The following is a 20,075-nucleotide window of genomic DNA, read 5'->3' on the forward strand; positions in this document are numbered from 1 at the left end:
CTTCGCCCGTCGGTTTCGAAAACCGTCACGGAGATTTGAGAAGAGAAAGGACTGAATGCCTTGATTTTCGACCTCCCAGCCATTCTCGGTTTTCTCCCGCTGCTTCTGTATATCGTTCTCATGTTCCGAGGCACGGACATGAACCTCTCCGTCCTTCTCTGCGTACTTCTCGGCGCCGTCCTCACGGGGGAATCGCTGACCGGATTCGGGGCCACCTTGCAGGGTGCCCTGAGTTCCTTCCTCTCCCTCATCGGATTCATCATCGTCCTCGGAGCCGGCCTGGGCGAGATCCTCACCGAATCCAAGGTGGCCCAGAACATCGTTCACTATGTCATCGGCCGCAGCAAGATCACATCCCAGCGCCAGGCCATCATCGTCGCCATGTTCATTTCGACGGCCCTCGTCAGTATGCTGGGAACTCTGGCCGGATCGAACGCGATCATCGCCCCCATCATCATCCCCATCGTTGCCAGCCTGGGGATCACACCGAGCACGCTAGGCGTCATTCTTCACGGGGCCGGAGCCACGGGCCTCTACATCGGCCCCTTCGTCCCTCCCGTCGTCACCATCATGGGGCTGACGGGACTGACCTACGGCCAGTTCATGGCAACGGCCGGAATCCCTCTGGCTCTTATCGTCTGGGGCAGCACCTTCTTCATCGCCTGCAGAACACAGAGGCAGACGGAGGGCAAGGTCGCCTACAGCGACGCCGACTCGGCCCAGGATGCCTTTGAAATAACGCCCCAGATCCGGCGGGCGACGATCGTTTTTCTCGCCACCATGGCCTTCATGCTGGGTTACGGCATCATGGCCAAGTCGGGAGCCTCCTACGCCATCGTCGTCATGCTCGTCGCCGCTCTGGCCACGGGAGCCGCCTCGGGGATGTCCCTGACGGAGGCTCTGAAGACTCTCGTCCGGGGCAGTTCGAAGATGTACTGGATGTTTTTCATGTTCGTTCTCTTCGATCCTTTTCTCAACTATGTGGCCAAGTCGGGCGCCTTCAACGCCCTGGCCGGCTACATCCAGCCTCTCATCGACAAGGGCGGGGAAGTGGCCTTCCTCATGCTCAGCACCCTCATCGGCGTCTTCGGAATCTCCGGGGCCGGAGTGGCCCAGGCTCAGATAACCCACGAGCTCTTCCTTCCCCTGGTCACGGAGAACCACATATCGATGACCATCTGGGCTCTCGTCGTCCTCGTCGCCTGTCAGGTCACCTTCTTCGTTACGCCTACAGTCGACATGGTCGGCCAGATGGGCCTGGCCCGCTCCAAAGACATACGGGCCATGCTCAAAAACGGCTGGTGTCTGACGATCATAACCTTCCTTTATGTCTTCGTCCGGGCCTTTCTTTACGTCCACGGGAACTGAGGGAAAGACGGGAAACGGAGGAGGAATCGACCTTGATTCAAGTCGCTCTTTTGCAGACCGACATTCACTTCAAGGAACCTCTCAGAAATTTCGAAACCGTAGGCGGGCTTTTTGAAGAGGCCATGGCGGCCCGTCAAAAACCGGACGTCGTCATCCTCCCCGAGGACTGGAGCTGCGGTTTCTCTCAGGAGATGTTCCATCACATGGCCGATTTCATTGAACCCGAGGGAGGACCATCCGTCTCCTTCCTGCGCGATTTGGCCAGGAGGCATCGGGTCTGGGTCGTGGGGGGCTCCATCGGAACGCAGTTCTCCGACGGGAAGATGCGCAACACGACCTTTCTCATCGACCGAGAGGGAAATATCGCCGGAGACTACAGCAAGACACACCTCTACAGCGATATGGACGAAGATCTCCCCTATTCCCAGGGCGACCGGAACGCCGTTTTCGAGACCGAATGGGGCAAGGTCGCCTTCATGATCTGCTATGACATCCGTTTCTGCGAGCTCTCCCGAGGGTACGCTCTCGAAGGGGCCGAGGCCCTGATCGTCACCTCCAACTTTCCCAACCCCCGCCTGAATCACTGGAAAACGCTGCTCACGGCCAGGGCCATTGAGAATCAGATGTTCGTCATCGCCTGCAACCGCGTGGGGACAAGCCCCATGGGAAGCTATTTCGGACACTCCCTCGTCATCGATCCCTTCGGTGAAATCCTCGCCGAGGGCGGGGAAAAGCAGGAAATCGTCACCGCCCAAGTCGATTTCAGCGCCGTGAAAACGATCCGCGAGACGATCCACATGTTCCGAGATCGTCAGCCTCACCTCTACTCCAGAGCCCTTCTGACGCCCAATACGCTCCAGGAAGAGCGCAGGGAGGCCCTGCGTCGTCTGTCGGAGCGCTGACACCCGTCATCGCCCCGGACACACCCAGAGGGAGCCGGAAAACCCGGCTCCCCTTTTCCCCCAGACAGGAGGCCATCATGTATTCCGTCGCCGACAAGATGGAAAGGACTCTCAGGGAAGTCCTCCCCGAAGCCATCGCCCTCCGCCGTGCCATCCACCGGAATCCGGACCTCTCCGGAGAAGAGACTTCCACCGTCGAGAAGGTTCTGGCCTTCCTTCAGGATTCCCCTCTCTCCTTTCGCCGCACGGAAAGGGGAAACGCCCTCGTCGCCAACCTCGGAGGGGACGACGGCGAACGCCTGGCCTTCAGGGGAGACATGGACGCCCTGCCCCTCCGCGAGGAGACGGGACTTCCCTATGCCTCCGAGGACCTACGGGCCATGCATGCCTGCGGCCACGATTTCCACACGGCCATCCTCGCAGGGACGGCGAAAATTCTCTCACAGATCTGCCCCGATCCCTGCCGCCCCCTGCGGTTTCTCTTTCAACCCAGCGAAGAGGACAGTCCCCGAGGCGGCTCGAGGACACTCATCGAGATGGGGGCTCTTGAAAAGGTCTCCGCCCTCTACGGCCTTCACCTCTGGCCCGAACTCTGCCTGGGAGAGGTGGCCACGAAACGGGGCCCCCTCATGGCGGCCTCCGATCGCCTGACGGTCCGGATAGACGGCGTCGGGAGCCACGCAGCCAGTCCCCACAGAGGCATCGACGCCCTGACGGCTTCGGCCTATGTGGCAACGGCCGTACAAAGTCTTCTGTCGCGGCGGATCGATCCTTTCGAGCCGGTCGTCCTGACCTTCGGCCGCATCGAAGGTGGCGACCGCTACAACGTCCTGGCCCATTCCGTCTCCATGGAGGGGACGTGCCGGACCTTCAGTCCCGACGTCCGCGATTTCATGGAACGCGAGATCTCCGGCCTTTCCTGCTCCGTCGCTCAGGGGATGGGCGCCCGCTGCTCCGTCGAATACGAACGCGGCTACCCGGCCCTGATGAACGACTCCGAACTGGCCGAAAGTTTTCTCCGCGACAGAGAGCGTCTTCTGCCTCACCTGAAGGCCATCGACGCCGAGAGGCCCTCGATGATCGCCGAAGATTTTTCCTTCATGGCAGCCCAGGTCCCCTCCCTCTTTTTCTGGCTGGGCTGCCGACCGGCAGAGCGCCCTCTGGCCTCTTTTCCGTCCCTCCACAGCAGCCGCTTCGTTCCCGATGAGGCCGTCCTCGAAAAGGGTCTCCGTCTTTTCTGCTTCCTGGCTCTGAGGTGACGGTTTCAGTCGATGAGATGGGCCTGACGAAGGATCGCCTCGGCCCGCCCCTTCCGGGCCGAGGCGATCTTCACGACGGGCCCCGTGCAGCCCATGGCCGACTCGGCATAGACGCCCGCCTCCCAGAGGAGCTTCACGGCGTCCTCCACGGCAAGGACGTCGACGCCGTGGATCTCGGCATCGGTCGGCTCGGCCGGCGGCGCGGCGGGGGCTTCCGGCCCCTGGGGTCTTTCTCTGCGGAGGAGCTCGGCCAGTCCGGCCCTGCGGGCGGCGGCGAACTCCTCTTCGACGAGGCGAGGCAGATGGGAGCGCACGGCCTGGGCCGTGAAGGTCAGAGCTCCGGCGATGACGGAGGCCCCCGAGGCCCGGGAGATGATGGAAATCACCGAGGGCCAGCCTTCGCCGACGGAGGGACCGTAGCCCCATCCCAGGCTCTCCCTTCCCCCGCCGGTGGTGAAGGCCGAAAAAAGCTTGACGAGAACGTTGCCCGTCAGCGTGTCGCAGAGGCAGATGTCGACGGCACCGGAGAGGAGGTCATTGCCCCGCAGAAGAGCCCCCCCATCGCCTCGGCCGCTTCGTCCGAAGCGAAGGGGGTAGCCTCCGTCGGCCAGAGACTTCAAGGCCCTCAAAGCCGACGGGGCTCCCTCGACGTTGAGGACGCCCAGGGAGGGATCGGTCTTGCCCAGGCTTCGCGCCACGGCTCGTGCGAGGAGGGCGTTTTTCACCATGGCCTCGACGCGGTCCGTCGCCGAGGCGCCCGTCGAGGTGGCGACGAGAAGATCCCGCCCGTCGGCGGGGACGACGACGCGGCCCACGGTGGCCACCCCCAGCGGGAAGGGGTAATGGAGGGCCACGGCCCCGTCGATGCGCCCTTCCGCAAGGGCTCCTTCCATGGCGGCCACGACGTCGGCCTCGCAGCCGTCGGTCTCGATCCAGTCCAGGCCCTCTCCCTCAGGCACCTGGGGACCGATGGGAAGGACCTGGAGATCCCGGCTCTCCTGGGCGAGGCGGGCTCCGGCGACGATTTCGGCCGCCCCCAGTTCGCTGCCGTAGGCCATGAGGCCGATCTTCGTCGGAGCCGGGCCGGCCCCCTGAGAGAGGATCTCCTCCAGAAGCTCGCCGACGAGGCGAGACGGTCCGCTCACTCTCATCACCGCCTCAGTCGCCCTTGAGGGCCCGGGCCACATCGCCCAGGGCCTCGAGGATCATCTGTCGCACCGCCTCACGGTCGAGGCCCCGAGCGGCGACCTCCTTGGGACGACCGGCCTCGACGAGGAAAGAAGCCCCGTCGGCCAGGTTGGTCAGGCGAGCCAGGAAGAGACTTCCCTTGCCGATGATCATGGCCCGCCTCATCGTTCCGGCCGAGATGGCGTCACAGGCATGGCCCAGGAAGGGGACGCCCGAAGGGATATGGCCCTGAGTGGGGGCGAAGCCGATCAGCCCCCGCCGGGCGACGAAATCCATCATGTCGGCCTTCTCGAGCTGCCCCTTCATGACGGCCAGGGCGGCGATCATCTTGGCGTTGGCCAGGGGCACGTCGCCGGCCCCTGCGGGCAGAGTCACTTCGGCGTTGTGAAGCTCGGCGGCATAGCGGTCCACGTCGGCGAAAGAAAGGCCCACCTTCTGAAGGGGCTCCAGGACCAGGGCCGTCGTCACGGCCTGAGGCGAGGCTCCGGCCCCGACGGTATGTTTGCCCAGGGCGTCGAGGCGGATGACGGGCATCGTTCCGTCGTCGGCGACGAGGAGAAGGGCGAAATTGCCCAGGACGTCCTCGAGGGCCGGCAGCCCCTTGCGGACATGGTCCTTGGCGTTCATGAAAAGCTTGGGAACGGCTCCGCCGCCGAGGACGACGCAGTTGGGCTGAGCTCCGGCGGCAACGAGAGAGGCCCCGGCGATGACGGCGTTGACGGGACCGGCACAGAAGCCCCGGACGTCCATGCCGCTGGCGTTGACGCAGCCGGCGATCTCGGCGACGGCCTTGGCGAAGTTCCCTCCGCCTCGCTGGTTCATGTCTCCCGCCGCCTCCTCGGAGCACTCGATGACGTAATGGACCTCCTCGGGAGCCATCGCGGCGTTCTTCAAGAGATGCAGAAGGGCCAGGACGCCTCCGGCCTTGCAGGCCAGGTTCTCCAGGAGGACATAGGCCTCGAGGCACTCGTCGACGTCGTGGCCCTGACGGACGCAGCCCACGATCCTTCCGCCTAGAGAAAGAGGAAGGGCATGGCGATCCCTCACCTCATCGTCGATCTCGACGAGGGGATGGCCTTTTTCCAGGCGCTTTTTCATCGCCTCCGTGACGAGAGGGTGGCGATCGAGCCGCTGAGCCACGTCGGAGGCGAAGTCCCTCTCGAGCCAGACGAGATCGAAGACGTCGCAGATATCGAGGAGCCCCAGAAATTCCTCCTCGGGCATGATCTCGCCGTAGCGGCCGTAGCGGCAGGGCTCTTCGGCTAAGTTCTCATGCCAGGGTTTGGGCGATCGGGCCAGTTCGTCGAGGCCGATGGCGCCGATATAGGCCCGATTGGGAGCGTAGGAGGCAGCCTGATCGAAGGTCCAAAGGTGACCGGGCAGTTTTTCCAGGAACTCCGTCTCCTTCTTGGTCTTCCGTTCGATCCAAGGCGTGTTGCCGTAGAGCCGAGCGAGCTCGGGCACGTGGTTCAGGGCATAGGCCGTGGCCTTGATTGCCGCCGTCGTCATCGGAAGTCCGGTCTCCTTTCTCAGCCGGGAAAGACGGTCTGGCCGTCGATCTCCGTCTGAAGGGCTCTGAGTCCCTTCTCGACGAGAGAGCGCCGGAGAGCCTTCTCTTCCTCGAGCGATTTGGTGGGATCACCGAAGGGGTGGGGAATGGCGATCGTCGGAACGATTCGATTGGCTCCGACAGTCTGGGAGATGGGGACGATGGTGCACATGTGGACGACGGGGAAGCCTGCACGCTCGATTTCCTTGACCATCGTTGCGCCGCAACGAGTGCAGGTCCCTCAGGTCGAGGTGAGGATGACGGCGTCGACGGCGGCCTCCTTCAACTTTCGGGCGATCTCGCGGCCGAATCGGGCCGCCATGGCCACGGGCGTGCCGTTGCCCACCGTCGTGTAGAACACCTCGTGGAGCTTGGCGAAAAGGCCCTCTCTCTCCATCTCGCGCAGGACATCGACGGGAAGGACCCTGTCGGCATCGCCGTCGGCCGCCGTCGGATCGTAGCCGCCGTGAGCCGTCCCGTAGCCCGCCGAGGTGAGATCGTCGACGCCGGAGATGTCGTACTCGCCGTAGCGACTGGCGCTGGAGGCCTCGATGTGATCGGGGTTCCCCCTGGGAACGATGCCGCCCGACGTGACGAGGGCGATCCGGGCCCCCTTGAGATCCTTGAGGGCGGGAGCGGGAGGAACCCTGTCGAAGACGGGCATGGGGTACTCCGTCTCGAAAGGCTCCCCTCGGAGCTTGCTGACGAGCATGGCGACGGCCCTCTCCGCTCCCCTTTCGGGGCGGAAGAGGTTGCGGCGCAGGCCTCGGGCGATGTAGCCCTCTGCGGCGGGGAGGCCCAGTTCCTCTTTCCTGAGGAGCTTGACAAGGAGGGAGGCCATGACGGGAACGGCCTTGCGCAGCCCCCGCGCGCTGTCGGCGGCCTCGACGATGACCGTATCCCTGCGGAAGAGGTCGACGCCGGGATTCTCGGGATACATGGCCGTCAGCGTCGGAAGATAGAGGGTCTCGCCCACGGCCTTGCAGACGGCGCCGCAGGCCGTGCCGTAGCGACCGGCGTTGAAGGCAGGCCCTGCCACGACGCCGTCGGCTTGACAGGATCGAATGAGCTCGATGATTTCTGCCGTCGCCGCCTCGATGTTCTCGGCGAAGTAGCCGTCGCCGCAGATGACGGTGGCGACGATCTCCGCCTCGGAACCCAAGGCCGCTGCCAGGGCCTGGCCGGGCCCGACGATGCCCTGGCGCAGAAGGGGCCTCTGGCCGGCAGCCTCTTCCCCGCCGATGCCGGCGAAAAACTGATTCAGGTAGTGGACCACGCGATAGGTCACGGTCTTCATCCTCCTTTTGGCAGACCGGTCAGACCGTAGCCGCCGAGAGGCGACCCAGTCCCAGCTCGCTCGTGGCGCCCGTGATGGCCTGAAGTTCCACCTCGATCGATCCGTCCTCGTGCAGGGAGCCCTCGAAGCCGCCGGCGATGACGTTGGCCTCGGCGGGAAAGCCGATCACCCTCTCCAGGGGAGGCAGGACGATGCGCGCGTTGGCGTTGCCGGCGGAGACGACGGCCGTCGCCTCCGTGGCGGCGTCGGCCAGAGACTGGCTGGCCCCGTCGGAACCGGCGAACTCGTCGGTGATGAGGACGGTTTTGATGCCGGCCCTCTCGGCGCGGCGACAGTTCATGATCAGGTCGGCGTCGGGATTGCCGAAACCCTCTTCGGAGATGACGAGCCCCTCGACGCCGAGCATGCGGGCCAGCTTGACGGCCTGTCCCGACGAACGCTTCTTGTCGGCCAGTGTCACGTTCTCGTTGGTGACGATGGCGCCGACGAAGTTGATCTCCCTGCCGTGGCGGGCGAGAAGGGCGGCCATGACGGGGTTGTTCTGGTGGGCGTAGGTGCTGTTCTTGTCGCAGGCCGAGACGCAGTTGCCCGAGACGATGGCGCCGTCCATGACCTCCGTCGGCGTCACGAGGGTGGGCAGGATGCGCTTGACGTCGACGCCGTAGAGGTAGGTGTCGTGAAGGAGTCCCTGAGACTGGAGCATGTAGAGGTAGGCCACCTTGGGCAGGCCGGGGTGGGAGGTCATGGCCTCGTCCAGAGAGGGCCAGTCGACGGTCTCGACTCTGTCGGCCTCGGTCGAATCGACGGATCGGGCCAGGTAGTGGGCCGCTCGGAATCCGGCCATGCGGCAGGCCGATTCGTACTCGTGCCGGTCGAGTCCCGCGACGGGCACGAGCGTGACGACGACGTTACAGGTTCTGGAGAAGGGCGTGTAGTCGGCGCCGGGACCCGACATGTCGATGATGCCCTCCTGGAAGCCGACGATCTTGCCGCAGGTCACCACGGCGGCCCCTTCGAGGACGCGCGTCGCCCCCTCCCCGACGGGCTCGACGTCGCCGATGAAACCGGGGAAGACCTCGCCGGGCCCCTCGATCTTGCAGCGCGGCTCGACGACATCCTTGACGGGGAGAATGCGCAGACTGTCTCCGGGCAGAGCCAGATCCAAAGAGACAGACAGGAGACGGCCATCGACGGCCAGCAGCGACGTCAGCTCCTCCCTGTCGACGGAAAGGACGCCGTCAACGAGGGATGTCCTCGCTCCCCAGGTCAGGCCCCGCACGTGAAGGCGATGAAGTTCCAGCTTCATGCTTTACTCTCTCCTTTCGCTCCTACTGAAGAAGCCCTTCCGTGGCCTGACGGATGGCCTCAAGCGAGACGGCGGCGCCGGTCAGAGTCTGAACCCTCTCGCCTCCCCTGAAGAAGAGGAAGGTGGGCACGGCCATGACCTTGAGACCGATGACGAGCCGCCGATTGCCGGCCACGTTGAGCTTGCAGAACTTTACCCGCCCCTCGAACTCGGAGGCGAGCTCCTCCACCTTGGGCATAAGGGCCAGGCAGGGGCCGCACTGGGGCCCCCAGATATCGACGACGACGGGCAGGTCTCCCTGCGCCGTCTCCACCTCGAAAGTATCCTTGTCCAGTTCGATCATGACGATGCCTCCTCTGTATCCGTCTGCCTCCCCTCCGAAGAGAGAAGGGCTTCCAGTCCGCAGCGGGCAAGGCTCTCCCGGACGAGCTCTCCGTCCACGTAGGCGTAATCGGCCTCGATGGAGGGATCCAGCTCGCCGGGAAGAGCGATGGGCCCGGACGCGCCATAGATGGAAAGGGCTCTTTCGATGAGGGAAAGGGACTCGACGTCGACGGCTCGGGACTCGGCGGTTTCCTCGACGACGAGGGAGCGGAAGGGCTGCTGATGGGGACGGAAGTTGCCGTAGAGGGGATGATTGACGAGGACGGCGCCGCGATGGAGGCGATCACGGACGGAAAGAAGAAGCTGGAGCGACGAGACCTCCCCGTAGTGAGGCGAATGGCGAAGGCGCGGGTTGTTGGTGAAGACACAAAAAGACCGGACCAAGGACGTCACCCCCTCACGGGATATCGTCTCTGTCCAGATGCCCTGGGGATTCGCCCCGCAAGAGCGGGGGTTGCCCCGTTGGCAGGCCGAAGCCTTCTCCAGAGAGCTGTCCGACCGCAATCCTCTTTGCCTGAGAGATTCGACGCGATGCGCCTTGCCCCTTCGGCGCCCTGCCCCGAAGGGCAGAGGCTCTCTTGCGATCCTCATCCAGCCTTTCGTTCATTCTGACACCCTTCGGGTGGAGAGTCAACGGACAAAAAAGGGGGCCTCGGCTCTGCCGAAACCCCCTTTCGCGTTCAACGTGGGACGGCTACCACTTCAGCCCCCGGATGAAGATGTAGGCGATGGCCACGGGAGCGACGACGCGGCAGACCCAGATCCAGGCCTCCATGATCCCGAAGGGATGGGCGCCGTCGTTGGTGACCTCGCGACGCGCCTTGTCGGTCCAGACCCAGCCGACGAAGAGGGCGATGAAGAGGCCGCCCAGGGGAAGGATGACGTTGGAGGAGACGAAGTCCATGGCGTCGAGGAAGTCCTTGCCGGCGATCTGGAGCTTCATGGCACCCAGAGAGAGGGCCGAGGGGACGCCGAGGAGGAAGATGAGGCCGCCCATGACGCAGGCCGCCTTGGGACGGCTCCACTTCATCTCGTCCATGAAGTAGGCCGTGACGACTTCGAGGAGGGAAATGGCCGACGTGAGGGCGGCGATGAAGAGGAGAAGGAAGAAGAGCGCCGACCAGACGGAGCCGCCGGGCATCTTGGCGAAGACGGAGGGGAGGGTGATGAAGGTCAGCCCGGGACCGGTCCCGGGCTCGACGCCGAAGGCGAAGACGGCGGGGAAGATGACGAGGCCCGCCAGGAGGGCCACCATGGTGTCGAGGAAACAGACCTGGACGGCGGCGCCGGGGAGGATCTCCTTTTTGCCCAGGTAGCTGCCGTAGGTGATCATGCAGCCCATGCCCAGGGAGAGGGAGAAGAAGGCCTGCCCCATGGCCGCCAGGAGCGCCCCGCCCGTCAGCTTGGAGAAGTCGGGCTTGAGGTAGAACTCGAGCCCCTTGCCGGCCCCTTCGAGGGTGACGGAGCGGACGATGAGGATGAGCAGAATGAGAAAGAGCGACGGCATGAGAATCTTGCAGTAGCGTTCGATCCCCTCGCCGATGCCCTTGTAGACGACCCAGATCGTCAGGGCCATGAAGGCCGCCTGCCAGCCGATCACCAGGGCGCCGTTGCTGATGAAACCGCCGAAGAAGTCGCCGGCCTTGCCGGCCTCGGCGATGGACATGAGGCCCGTGAAGGACTTGATGATGTAGGCCATGGTCCATCCCCCGATGACGCCGTAGAAAGAGAGGATCATGAAACCGGCGATGACGCCCATCCAGCCGACGATGGGCCAGGCACCGCCCTTGAGCTTCTTGAAGGATCCGACGGCGTTAAGCTGGGCGCTCCGTCCGATGGCGACCTCGGCGAGCATGACGGAAAAACCGATGATGAAAACGATGAGCACGTAAAGGAGAACGAAGGCCGCTCCGCCGTTCTGTCCCGTGATATAGGGGAAACGCCAGATGTTGCCCAGCCCGACGGCCGATCCCGCCGCGGCCAGGATAAAACCAAGCTTAGAACCCCACTGTTCGCGTTCGGTTCCGTTGCTCATGATATCCCCTCCTCTGCTCTTTTATCCGGAGACAGGGTTCCTGTCCCTCCGCCTCTTCCAAAACGGCTCCGCCTCGACGAAAGATCTCCCCCCCTCTTCACGGGTTGAACGACAACATGACGCTGAGGCAATCAGAAGCATTATAGTATGATAGTCGATCGCTTTACAAGAACGAAGAATGAAGGAAAAGGGCGTCGACCGTCAAAATTGCATGACATTTCCTCTTGAGACTAACACAGCCCCGGGCCTTCCGCAACCGTGCCGAATCCGCAGGCTCTTCAAGGCAAACACCGCCGGATCCGCCGACTCAAGGCCCATTCCTCTTTCCTTCTCCGGTGCGGGTTCAGGGCGACCGTCTCCGTCCTCCAGACGCCTCCCGGCCGAGCGAGGGAAGCTTCCATCTGTTTTCTGCCTGTAGATCGGAAACCGCCCCTAAACCCAACGCCGATAGAGTTCGGGCCGAAGCGAGGCGAGCACCTCGTGTCGCGCCCGAGCTCGCCCGACGGCTCCCAGATCGAGGGAGACGATGTCGAAGCGAGGCTGGTGATCCATGTGGAGAAGGACCTCTCCGAAGGGGTTGACGACGAGGCTGTTGCCTCCGTAGGAGAGGGAAGGCCCCCTGTCGCAACGGTTGACGCCGACGACAAAAAGCTGGTTTTCCAGGGCCCGAGCCACCAGCAGCGTTCTCCAGAGGTGAATATGGGGAAGGCCCCAGGCGCCGGGAACGAAGAGGACCTGAGCCCCTCGCAGGGCCAGGGCCCGAACCTGTTCGGGAAACTCGGCGTCGAAGCAGACGAGGACGCCTGCGCGGCAGAGGGGGAGATCGACGAGCCCCAGGGAATCTCCGGCGATGAAGGCATGCTCTTCCTTGAGCTTGGGATGAAGGTGGATTTTGTCGTAGGCCAGAAGCACCTCTCCATCGGGGCCGATGACGTAGCAGCGGTTGCGATTGCCCCCAGGCGTTCTGACGGCCAGACTTCCGGCGACGATGGCGATCGCCTTTCTCCTCGCAAGTTCGCGCAGACGGGAGAGGATGGGCTCCCCCTCGTCGAGGAGGGAGAGTCCCCTTCCCAGGGGAATGACGGCGTTCCAGAGTTCGGGAAGGACAAGAAGGTGACACTGCCGTCCCGAAAGGCTCGTCAGGAGATTCATCGCGTCCTGAAAGTTGCCCTCGGGATCGGTCCGCTTGAGAGCGAGCTGAAGCAATCCGACACGAAGTTCCGTCATGGCGTCTCCTTTCCAGGGCCGTTCGCGGCACCTTTCGCGGCTTCGGGAGGGGACGGAGAGGCGAAGCCTCCGACAAAAGGGTAAACGATGGAGGCCTCGCGGTCCACGACAAAAGCGCGGGGACCTGCCTTGAGGCAGGTCCCCGCGCACGTGATTTCCGAACCTCTTCGTCAGGACAGGCGCCGATCCACCCTCCGAAAGGAGAGGGCCAGCCCCCGGTCGTCGTCGACATCGACGACGACGCCGTTGAGGCGCAGGTCCTTTTCGCAGACTTCGAACTTGGTCGGCATAGCCGTCAGGAAGCGGGGCAGGACGGAGGAGGCCTCCATGCCGATGACGCCGCCGTGACCGCCCGTCATGCCCACATCGGTGATGTAGGCCGTGCCTCGGGGGAGAATCTCCTCGTCGGCGGTCTGGACATGGGTGTGGGTCCCCACGACGGCCGAGACGCGGCCGTCGAGATAGAGGCCCAGGGCGCGCTTCTCCGACGAGGCCTCGGCGTGAAAGTCGACGAAGACGCAGGGCGTGTCGATCCTCTCGAGCAGGCCGTCGGCGACGCGGAAGGGACAGTCGATGGCGGGCATGAAGACCCGTCCCTGGAGATTGACGATGGCCAGGCGCCGTCCGCCCTTCTCGAGGACTTTGACGCCCGATCCGGGACAGGAGGGGGGATAGTTGGCCGGACGGAGGACGCGGTCCTCTTCCATGAGGCGGGGGACATAGTCGCGCTTGTCCCAGACGTGGTTCCCCGTGGTGATGGCATCGACGCCGAGGTCGAACAGCTGGTCGACGACGCGTTCCGTGAGGCCGAAGCCTCCTGCGGCGTTCTCGCCGTTGACGACGACGAAATCGAAGGGCCCCTCGTCCTCCCTCAACCGAGGGAGGACGTCGGCCACGAGTTTTCTTCCGGGACGGCCGATGAGGTCACCGATGAAGAGCAGGCGCATGGATTACTTCGCGTATTCCACGGCCCGCGTCTCCCTGATGACGGTGACGCGGATCTGGCCGGGGTACTTCATCTCTTCCTCGATCTTGCGGGCCACGTCGTAGGCCACCTTCTGGATGCCTCCCGCGTCGGGGACGTTGGGCGAGACCATGACGCGGATCTCGCGGCCGGCCTGGATGGCGAAGGCCTTGCTGACGCCCTGGAAGGACGTGGCCAGGCTCTCCAGCTTCTCCAGACGCTTGATGTAGGTCTCGAGGCTCTCCCTGCGCGCGCCGGGCCGGGAGGCGCTGATGGCGTCGGCGGCGGCGACGAGGACGTCGTAGACGGTCTGGGGCTCCTCGTCTTCGTGGTGAGAGGCGATGGCCCGGATGACGTCCTGAGGCTCGTTGTATCGCTTGGCGAGATCGGCGCCGATGATGGCGTGAGGTCCTTCGACCTGGTGGTCGACGGCCTTGCCGATGTCGTGAAGGAGGCCGGCTCGACGGGCGAGGGCCTCGTCGACGCCCAGCTCGGCGGCCATGATGCCCGAGAGGTGGGAGACCTCGAGGCTGTGAGCGAGGGCATTCTGGCCGTAACTGCTGCGGAAGCGGAGCTGGCCGATGAGTTTCATCAGCTCGGGGTGCATGTTCTTCGTGCCCGTCTCGAGGAGAGCCTCCTCTCCGGCCTCGAGAATCATCTCATCGACGTCCTTGGAGGCCTTTTCGATGAGTTCCTCGATGCGGGCCGGATGGATCCTGCCGTCGACGATGAGGCGCTCGAGGGAAAGGCGGGCCACTTCGCGCCGGACGGGATCGAAGCTGGAGATGGTGACGGCCTCGGGCGTGTCGTCGACGATGAGGTCGACGCCGGTCAGGGTCTCGAAGGCCCTGATGTTGCGCCCTTCCCGCCCGATGATGCGTCCCTTCATCTCGTCCGAGGGGAGATGGACGACGCTGACGGCCACCTCGGAGGTGTGCTCCACGGCCGTTCTCTGGATCGCCGTGACGACGATCTCTCGGGCCTTTCTCTGGGCCTCGCGCTTGGCCTTCTCCTCGAGCTCCTTGAGGCGGAGTCCGATGCGATGATTGGCCTCCTCCTCCACTTCGGAGAGGAGGAGCTGCTTGGCCTCCTCGCCCGTCATGGCGGCGATCTCCTCGAGGCGCGCCACCTGCTCGAGGCGAAGCGACTCGACCTCGGAAAGGCGGGTCTCGATCTCGTCGTGGCGGTTCTTGAGCTCCTCTTCGCGACGGGAGACCTTCTCCGTCTTGCGGTCGAGGTTCTCCTCCTTCTGCTCCAGCCGCCGTTCGGCGCGCTGAAGCTCGTTACGGCGCTCGCGGATCTCCTGCTCGGCCTCGTGGCGGAGCCGGAGAACCTCCTCCTTCCCCTCGTTGAGGGACTCCCTTTTACGTCGATCGGCCTCCGCTCTGGCCTCGGCGACGATCCGTTCCGCCTCGCTTCGGGCGCCATCGCGCAGTGTGCCGTCCGATCTCCGACGATGCCAAAGGGCAAGGGCCGCGCCGGCAGCTCCGCCGACGGCCAGACCCAGCATCAGGTACAGAATGTGCATGGTTGCGATCACCCCTTATTCGATTGTCAAGGTACGGCTTCTGCTGCTCTATCCGGTAACACGCAATCAGCGAAACCATACAGAGACATTCTAACCTCAGGGAGCCTTTCGCTCAAGACGGTCCAGAAGGGATCGCACCAAAGCGGGCGGAAATCCCCGCCGGAGGAGGCGACCGGCGATGAGACGACTCTCGACGCCCCTCTCGTGCCACTGGAGGGCCAGCCCGAAGGCCGCCTCCTCCTCGTCGTCTTTTTCCTCCAGGGCCGCCGCAATCGTCGCCTCGGCGACGCCGCGACGACGCAGGTCATCCCTCAGACGACGCTTTCCCCTATCGCCGTGCCCCTCGACGTAGAGCCTGGCGTAGAGACCGTCATCGATGTAGCCCAGGGCCTCGAAACGGCCGAGAAGGGCGGCGATCTCCGTGCCGTCGGCCCCCCGGCGGAGGAGGCGCTCCTCCAGAGAACGACGCGTATGGGCTCCCCTCTCGAGGAGGCGGAGCAGATAGGACTCATGATCCCCTCCCCGCTCCTTCATCCCGTCACCGCCAGGTCCAGGCCCTCGCCGTAAAGGCGGTAGAGCCCATCCCTGAGCCGGGGACAGCGCGACAGGGAGGGATCGATCTCCACCAGGTCCTGGGCTTCACGACGCGCCTCGTCGAGGATCTTGCCGTCTTTGAGGAGATCGGCGACACGGAAATCGGTCAGACCGTGCTGGCGCACGCCGCAGACCTCGCCGGGCCCCCTCAGGCGAAGGTCGATCTCGGCGATGCGGAATCCGTCGCCGGTGGCGCAGAGGGCCTCGATCCGCCTGCGTCCCTCGACCGTCGTGGCGTCGCCCAGAAGCAGGCAGTAGCTCTCCTCGGCCCCCCGGCCGACGCGGCCCCGGAGCTGGTGGAGCTGAGAGAGGCCGAAACGCTGGGCATCCTCGACGACCATGACGGTGGCGTTGGCCACGTCGACGCCCACTTCGATGACCGTCGTGGCCACGAGAAGATCGACGGCCCCCTCGTGGAAGGCGGCCAGGAGGGCCTCCTTCTCCCTCGAGGCCATCTGGCCGTGGAGAAGTCCCACGCGACGCTTCGGGAAAAGGCGCGACAGCTCCTCGTGACGGCTCGTCGCCGAAGCGACGTCGAGCGTCTCGCTCTCCTCGACGAGGGGACAGACCCAGTAGACCTGTCGTCCCTCTCTCATCTGTCCGTCGATGAAGGAGAGAAGACGGCGGCGGTCCTTGCTCTCCACCTTGCGGGTCACGACCGGCCTCCGCCCCGGAGGCAGCTCGTCGAGGACGGAGACGGCCAGGTCTCCGTAGATGGAAACCGTCAGAGTCCTGGGAATGGGCGTCGCCGTCATGACCAGGACGTGAGGGGACTCCCCCTTCCCGGCGAGGGCACCGCGCTGGAGGACGCCGAAGCGGTGCTGCTCGTCGATGACGATGAGGCCGAGACGGCGGAAGCGGACGCCCTCCTGAATGAGGGCATGGGTACCCACGGCGAGAGAGGCCCGTCCCTCCTCGAGGGCACGGAGGTTCTCCTCCCTCTCCCGCGGAGGCAGTCCGCCTCTCAGGAGGACGACGTGCAGTCCCAGGGGACTCAGCAGGGCGCTGAGTCGGCGATGGTGCTGGAGAGCCAGGACCTCCGTGGGGACCATGAAGGCTCCCTGAAAACCGCCGTCGACGGCGGCCAGCAGGGCCAGGACGGCGACGACGGTCTTGCCCGACCCGACGTCACCCTGAAGAAGACGGTTCATGGGCTCATCGAGGGAGACGTCGGCGCCGATCTCGCCGACGACGCGCCTCTGGGCCTCCGTCAAAGGGAAGGGAAGGGCGTCGAGGAAGGCCCGGGCCATGGGACCCATGGGGGTCAGTCGAGGGGAAAGACCCCCCTTGCGGGCCTGATGGCGCCGCAGGGCCAGACCGAGCTGGAGAAGGAAAAGCTCCTGGAAGGCGACGCGACGACGGCAGGCCCGCCAGTGATCGCCGTCGCGAGGATAGTGAAGTCCCTCGACGGCGGCGGCCAGATCGAGAAGGGAACGGCGGCGGCGGATCTCCTCGGGCAGGTCGTCGACGAGAAGGGGAAGGGCCTGGGGCAGGATCTGCCGCAGCAGACGTCTCAGCCAGAGGGGGGAGAGCCCCTCCGTGGCCGGGTAGACGGGGACGATGCGCCCCGTCGAGTCGGGTTCCCCCTCGTCGATGACCTCCACGTCGGGGTTGGTGATCTGGAACTTGCCCCGGTGGAGCTCGATGGGGCCGTAAAAGGAGGCCTCCGTTCCCGGCGGCAGAAGGCGATCGACGCCGCGGCGGTTGAACCAGAGGGCATAACCGTACCCCTTGCCGTCGGTGAGAAGAGCTCGGACGAGAGTCAGGCCGGGACGACGGGTCGGTCGGTTTTCGACGGTGACGACGCGGGCCAGAACGGCCGCCGTCGTCCCCGGCCTCAGGGCCTCGAAGGCCGTCAGCTGCCTGCGGTCCTCGTAGCGACGGGGGAAAAGGTAGAGCAGGTCGCCGACGGTGCGGATCGAAAGCCGCTCCAGGAGGCGGGCTCGGCCCGACCCGACGCCTCGGAGGAAGCGGACGTCGCTGTCGAGCGCCAGGGTCTCCGTCAAGGATTCTCCCTCTCGGGAATCTCTCCGATGAGAGACTGGTATCTGAAAAGAAGGGCCCTGAAGTCGGCGACGAATTCCTGTCGCTTTTCACGGAGCTCCTTCAGCTCCCGGCGAGCCATGGCCACCTCCTCCTGGGCGGCGGAGACGAGCCGTTCGGCCTGCCCCTTGGCCTCGGCAAGGATGGCCTGTCCCTGCCGCTCCGCGGCCTGGACCCTCTCTTCGGCGCTTTTCTGGGCGAAAAGGAGCGTCTCCTGAAGGGAGGCCCTCAGCTTCTCGTGATCTTCCGTCTTGTCGCGGAGCAGGTCGACTTCCCGCTGCATGTCGAGAACCTGCTGGGCATAGCCCTGGAGACTTTCGGCGATCTGGTCGAGAAAGGCATCGACCTCGCCCTGGTTATAGCCTTTGAATCCTCGGCCGAAAACCTTGTTGGCCACATCGAGAGCGCTCATCCATTCCGTCACGTTCCTGATCCCCTTCCCTATTCCAGCACTTCGACGAGAGAACGGTGGGCCAGGGCCAGAAAGAGCGCCGGCGCCAGGCGCATCACCGCACCCTGACTGGCCTCGACGGCACCGCTGAGGTAATCGAGAAGGGCCTGCCCCTCTTCGCGGTCGACGCCCCGAAGATCGACGACGACGGCCCGTCCGCTCCGCAGGGCCTCGAGAAGCTCTTTTCTCCGCCCGAGGCAGCTCTTCCCGCGGCAGATCAGGATCCCCCCTCCGACGGGCAGGGGACGTCGAAGACGCTCTTCCCGTTCGCGGATCTCCTCGGTCGAGGCAAGGGCCTCCAGATCGTCGGCAGGTCTTTCGGCAAGGCCCAAAAGGGCCATGAGATTCTTCACGGCCCTTCAGCGCCTTCCGAAGAGGGCCGTGCCGATGCGCAGGACGGTGCTCCCCTCCTCGACGGCCCAGAGGTAATCGCCGCTCATCCCCATGGAGAGATGAGGAAGGGCCAATCCCGTCCTCTCCCGAAGACGACCGCGCTGTTCCCTCAGGGAGGAGAAGGCACGACGCGTCGCCCTCTCGCCGCCGTCGAGAGGGCCGATCGTCATGAGCCCCTCGACGGACAGGTGAGGGCAGGAGGTGACGACCCGCTCCAGAAGAGCCTCGACCCCGTCGGGGGCGAGGCCCGTCCTGGCCTCGTCGTCGGAGCATTTGACCTCGACGAGGACGGGAAGTTCCCGCCCCTCCTCGGCCAGAACCCGCTCCAGAGTCAGGGCGAGATCGACGCTGTCGAGACTGTCGAGGCTGTCGAAGACGGCCAGGGCCTTGCGGACCTTGTTCCTCTGGAGGTGACCGATCATCCTCCAGGGAAGCCCCCTGTCGGGCCAGAGGGTCCGCTTCTCCACCGCCTCCTGGACTCGGTTTTCCCCGAACCCGTCGATGGGGGCCGTCGCAAAGGCCTTCATGGCCTCGACGGAGTGATTCTTGGAGACGGCCACCAGGGCCACATCGCGCCCGGAGCGCCCGGAGCGGCGCGCCGCTTCGTCCACTTCGGCTCTTATCGATAAGACGCGTTCAACGGCTTCCTTCACCATAGTCGGACCTTGCCCTCCTTAGCGCGGGCCCCTCGGGCGACGACGACTTCGCCCGCCTTGAGGCCTTCGGTGACGAGAAACTGTCTGCCCGAAACGGGCAGACCCAGAACTTCGCGAAACGAGACGGTCTGGCCCTGGACGACGAAGACTCCCTGCCGGCCCTGGCGGTGGACGACGGCCGTCTCGGGAAGGACGACGCCGACGAACTCCTCGCCGGAGAGGATGAAGGTCCCGATCCTCCCGTCGAGAAACTCCAGGGGGAAGAGAGGCAACGTCAGGTAGACCTTGAAACGGGCCCCAAGGTCGCGGAAGACGCGGACCGTCGCCGGGAAGGGGAGATCTTTCTCCTTCCGTCTGATCCGGACCGACCCTCGGGCCATATCGGCCTCGCTGGCAGGCGTACGATCGACGTAGCCGATGGCCCGGAGCTCCTGGGGCTGGGGGATGAAGACGCCCAGGGGATCGCCCTTGGCCAGCATTGTCCCCGCCGCGACGGTGACGCGCCCTCCGGGATCGGCCAGGGCCCTCTCTCCGAACCAGAGGTCGGCATAGCGCCACTTTCCCTCCTGCCCGTCGAGGAGGGTCGTGAAGTAGCCGGGGCTGGGGGCAGCGACCCGCCTCGCCCCCTCGGGGCCGGCGACGACGGCCAGGACGTCCCCCTTGGCCACCCGCAGCGAGGTTCCCCCTCCCGGAAAGGAGACTTTCCCCGCCAGAGGCGCTGTCACGACCCGCTCCTCCCAGAGAAGGGCCACGTGAAAAGGGACATCGTTGCGGTAGACGAAGGGCCGGGCCTGGACGAGATCCTGGTTCCTCTCCTGGAAGTGATCCCACCAGGCCAGAAGGAACCAGCCTCCGGCGGCGACGACGAGCACGGAGGCGAAAAAGGCCGTCACATTCTTCGTCCGTCGGCCCAGGGCCATCGATCCGCCTC

General features: G+C 64.9%; 19 protein-coding genes and 1 riboswitch. Of the genes, 3 read left to right on the plus strand and 16 right to left on the minus strand.

The genetic code is table 11. The annotated features are described in order from the left end of the window. Window positions 1–60 precede the first annotated feature (60 nt). The 3 genes from KAR29_RS04200 to KAR29_RS04210 all read left to right on the plus strand — a co-directional run bounded on the left by KAR29_RS04200 (window position 61) and on the right by KAR29_RS04210 (window position 3,529). Complete coding sequence (locus KAR29_RS04200; protein WP_326520021.1) at window positions 61–1,368, plus strand: SLC13 family permease; 1,308 nt, start codon at window positions 61–63, stop codon at window positions 1,366–1,368. Between the two features lie 32 nt (window positions 1,369–1,400). Then, window positions 1,401–2,270 (plus strand): carbon-nitrogen family hydrolase, encoded by an 870-nt coding sequence (locus KAR29_RS04205; protein WP_274374378.1) that lies wholly within the window; start codon window positions 1,401–1,403, stop codon window positions 2,268–2,270. Window positions 2,271–2,347: 77 nt separating this feature from the next. Further along, window positions 2,348–3,529 carry a M20 metallopeptidase family protein gene (locus tag KAR29_RS04210; protein ID WP_274374379.1) on the plus strand — a complete coding sequence of 394 codons (1,182 nt, stop codon included), beginning with the start codon at window positions 2,348–2,350 and terminating at the stop codon, window positions 3,527–3,529. Window positions 3,530–3,534: 5 nt separating this feature from the next. On the opposite strand, the gene grdD is transcribed toward KAR29_RS04210, so the two are convergent. The 16 genes from grdD to KAR29_RS04290 all read right to left on the minus strand — a co-directional run bounded on the left by grdD (window position 3,535) and on the right by KAR29_RS04290 (window position 20,064). Beyond that, a complete protein-coding gene (grdD, locus tag KAR29_RS04215) occupies window positions 3,535–4,680 on the minus strand; it encodes a glycine/sarcosine/betaine reductase complex component C subunit alpha (protein ID WP_407649567.1) in 1,146 nt (381 codons plus the stop codon). Window positions 4,681–4,687: 7 nt separating this feature from the next. Continuing rightward, entirely contained in the window at window positions 4,688–6,226 is a 1,539-nt protein-coding gene (gene grdC, locus KAR29_RS04220; RefSeq protein ID WP_274374381.1) for a glycine/sarcosine/betaine reductase complex component C subunit beta, read from the minus strand. Window positions 6,227–6,246: 20 nt separating this feature from the next. Further along, on the minus strand, window positions 6,247–7,563 hold the full coding sequence (gene grdB / locus KAR29_RS04225; protein ID WP_274374382.1) for a glycine reductase complex selenoprotein B: 1,317 nt from the start codon (window positions 7,561–7,563) through the stop codon (window positions 6,247–6,249). Window positions 7,564–7,582: 19 nt separating this feature from the next. After that, window positions 7,583–8,869: a glycine/sarcosine/betaine reductase component B subunit gene (locus tag KAR29_RS04230; RefSeq protein ID WP_274374383.1), complete on the minus strand. Its 1,287-nt coding sequence runs from the start codon at window positions 8,867–8,869 to the stop codon at window positions 7,583–7,585. A 22-nt stretch (window positions 8,870–8,891) separates the two neighbouring features. After that, on the minus strand, window positions 8,892–9,212 hold the full coding sequence (locus KAR29_RS04235; protein ID WP_274374384.1) for a thioredoxin family protein: 321 nt from the start codon (window positions 9,210–9,212) through the stop codon (window positions 8,892–8,894). Then, complete coding sequence (locus tag KAR29_RS04240) at window positions 9,209–9,637, minus strand: GrdX family protein (protein WP_274374385.1); 429 nt, start codon at window positions 9,635–9,637, stop codon at window positions 9,209–9,211. The genes KAR29_RS04235 and KAR29_RS04240 overlap by 4 nt, the downstream gene beginning before the upstream one ends. A gap of 107 nt (window positions 9,638–9,744) precedes the next feature. Further along, a riboswitch (glycine riboswitch) is annotated at window positions 9,745–9,844 on the minus strand. Between the two features lie 103 nt (window positions 9,845–9,947). Then, window positions 9,948–11,288, minus strand: a complete 1,341-nt coding sequence (locus tag KAR29_RS04245) for a sodium-dependent transporter (protein WP_274374386.1) — start codon at window positions 11,286–11,288, stop codon at window positions 9,948–9,950. Between the two features lie 432 nt (window positions 11,289–11,720). Continuing rightward, window positions 11,721–12,515 (minus strand): nitrilase-related carbon-nitrogen hydrolase, encoded by a 795-nt coding sequence (locus KAR29_RS04250; RefSeq protein ID WP_274374387.1) that lies wholly within the window; start codon window positions 12,513–12,515, stop codon window positions 11,721–11,723. A 170-nt stretch (window positions 12,516–12,685) separates the two neighbouring features. Beyond that, entirely contained in the window at window positions 12,686–13,462 is a 777-nt protein-coding gene (locus KAR29_RS04255; protein ID WP_274374388.1) for a TIGR00282 family metallophosphoesterase, read from the minus strand. 3 nt (window positions 13,463–13,465) lie between these two features. Continuing rightward, on the minus strand, window positions 13,466–15,007 hold the full coding sequence (gene rny / locus KAR29_RS04260) for a ribonuclease Y (protein WP_274374389.1): 1,542 nt from the start codon (window positions 15,005–15,007) through the stop codon (window positions 13,466–13,468). A gap of 96 nt (window positions 15,008–15,103) precedes the next feature. Then, window positions 15,104–15,541 (minus strand): regulatory protein RecX, encoded by a 438-nt coding sequence (locus tag KAR29_RS04265; RefSeq protein WP_274374390.1) that lies wholly within the window; start codon window positions 15,539–15,541, stop codon window positions 15,104–15,106. Beyond that, window positions 15,538–17,607 (minus strand): ATP-dependent DNA helicase RecG, encoded by a 2,070-nt coding sequence (gene recG, locus KAR29_RS04270; protein ID WP_274374391.1) that lies wholly within the window; start codon window positions 17,605–17,607, stop codon window positions 15,538–15,540. Before recG ends, KAR29_RS04265 begins: the two co-directional genes overlap by 4 nt. Continuing rightward, complete coding sequence (locus tag KAR29_RS04275) at window positions 17,604–18,068, minus strand: DivIVA domain-containing protein (protein WP_274374392.1); 465 nt, start codon at window positions 18,066–18,068, stop codon at window positions 17,604–17,606. The genes recG and KAR29_RS04275 overlap by 4 nt, the downstream gene beginning before the upstream one ends. A 17-nt stretch (window positions 18,069–18,085) precedes the next feature. Then, window positions 18,086–18,448, minus strand: coding sequence for a cell division protein SepF (locus tag KAR29_RS04280; RefSeq protein WP_274374393.1), 363 nt, complete (start codon window positions 18,446–18,448; stop codon window positions 18,086–18,088). A 6-nt stretch (window positions 18,449–18,454) separates the two neighbouring features. Continuing rightward, window positions 18,455–19,144 carry a YggS family pyridoxal phosphate-dependent enzyme gene (locus KAR29_RS04285; RefSeq protein ID WP_274374394.1) on the minus strand — a complete coding sequence of 230 codons (690 nt, stop codon included), beginning with the start codon at window positions 19,142–19,144 and terminating at the stop codon, window positions 18,455–18,457. Then, window positions 19,138–20,064, minus strand: coding sequence for an efflux RND transporter periplasmic adaptor subunit (locus KAR29_RS04290; RefSeq protein ID WP_274374395.1), 927 nt, complete (start codon window positions 20,062–20,064; stop codon window positions 19,138–19,140). Before KAR29_RS04290 ends, KAR29_RS04285 begins: the two co-directional genes overlap by 7 nt. Between the last annotated feature and the right edge of the window lie 11 nt (window positions 20,065–20,075).

Origin of the sequence: Aminithiophilus ramosus (assembly GCF_018069705.1) — a bacterium.
GTDB lineage: Bacteria > Synergistota > Synergistia > Synergistales > Aminithiophilaceae > Aminithiophilus > Aminithiophilus ramosus.

Bases quoted from the DNA above. Each gene is read 5' to 3' on its own strand.
- grdD (WP_407649567.1), bottom strand. From the start codon at position 4,680: ATGAGAGTGAGCGGACCGTCTCGCCTCGTCGGCGAGCTTCTGGAGGAG.
- KAR29_RS04250 (WP_274374387.1), bottom strand. From the start codon at position 12,515: ATGACGGAACTTCGTGTCGGATTGCTTCAGCTCGCTCTCAAGCGGACC.
- KAR29_RS04245 (WP_274374386.1), bottom strand. From the start codon at position 11,288: ATGAGCAACGGAACCGAACGCGAACAGTGGGGTTCTAAGCTTGGTTTT.
- KAR29_RS04285 (WP_274374394.1), bottom strand. From the start codon at position 19,144: ATGGTGAAGGAAGCCGTTGAACGCGTCTTATCGATAAGAGCCGAAGTG.
- KAR29_RS04235 (WP_274374384.1), bottom strand. From the start codon at position 9,212: ATGATCGAACTGGACAAGGATACTTTCGAGGTGGAGACGGCGCAGGGA.
- KAR29_RS04210 (WP_274374379.1), top strand. From the start codon at position 2,348: ATGTATTCCGTCGCCGACAAGATGGAAAGGACTCTCAGGGAAGTCCTC.
- KAR29_RS04255 (WP_274374388.1), bottom strand. From the start codon at position 13,462: ATGCGCCTGCTCTTCATCGGTGACCTCATCGGCCGTCCCGGAAGAAAA.
- rny (WP_274374389.1), bottom strand. From the start codon at position 15,007: ATGCACATTCTGTACCTGATGCTGGGTCTGGCCGTCGGCGGAGCTGCC.
- KAR29_RS04290 (WP_274374395.1), bottom strand. From the start codon at position 20,064: ATGGCCCTGGGCCGACGGACGAAGAATGTGACGGCCTTTTTCGCCTCC.
- KAR29_RS04230 (WP_274374383.1), bottom strand. From the start codon at position 8,869: ATGAAGCTGGAACTTCATCGCCTTCACGTGCGGGGCCTGACCTGGGGA.
- KAR29_RS04265 (WP_274374390.1), bottom strand. From the start codon at position 15,541: ATGAAGGAGCGGGGAGGGGATCATGAGTCCTATCTGCTCCGCCTCCTC.
- grdC (WP_274374381.1), bottom strand. From the start codon at position 6,226: ATGACGACGGCGGCAATCAAGGCCACGGCCTATGCCCTGAACCACGTG.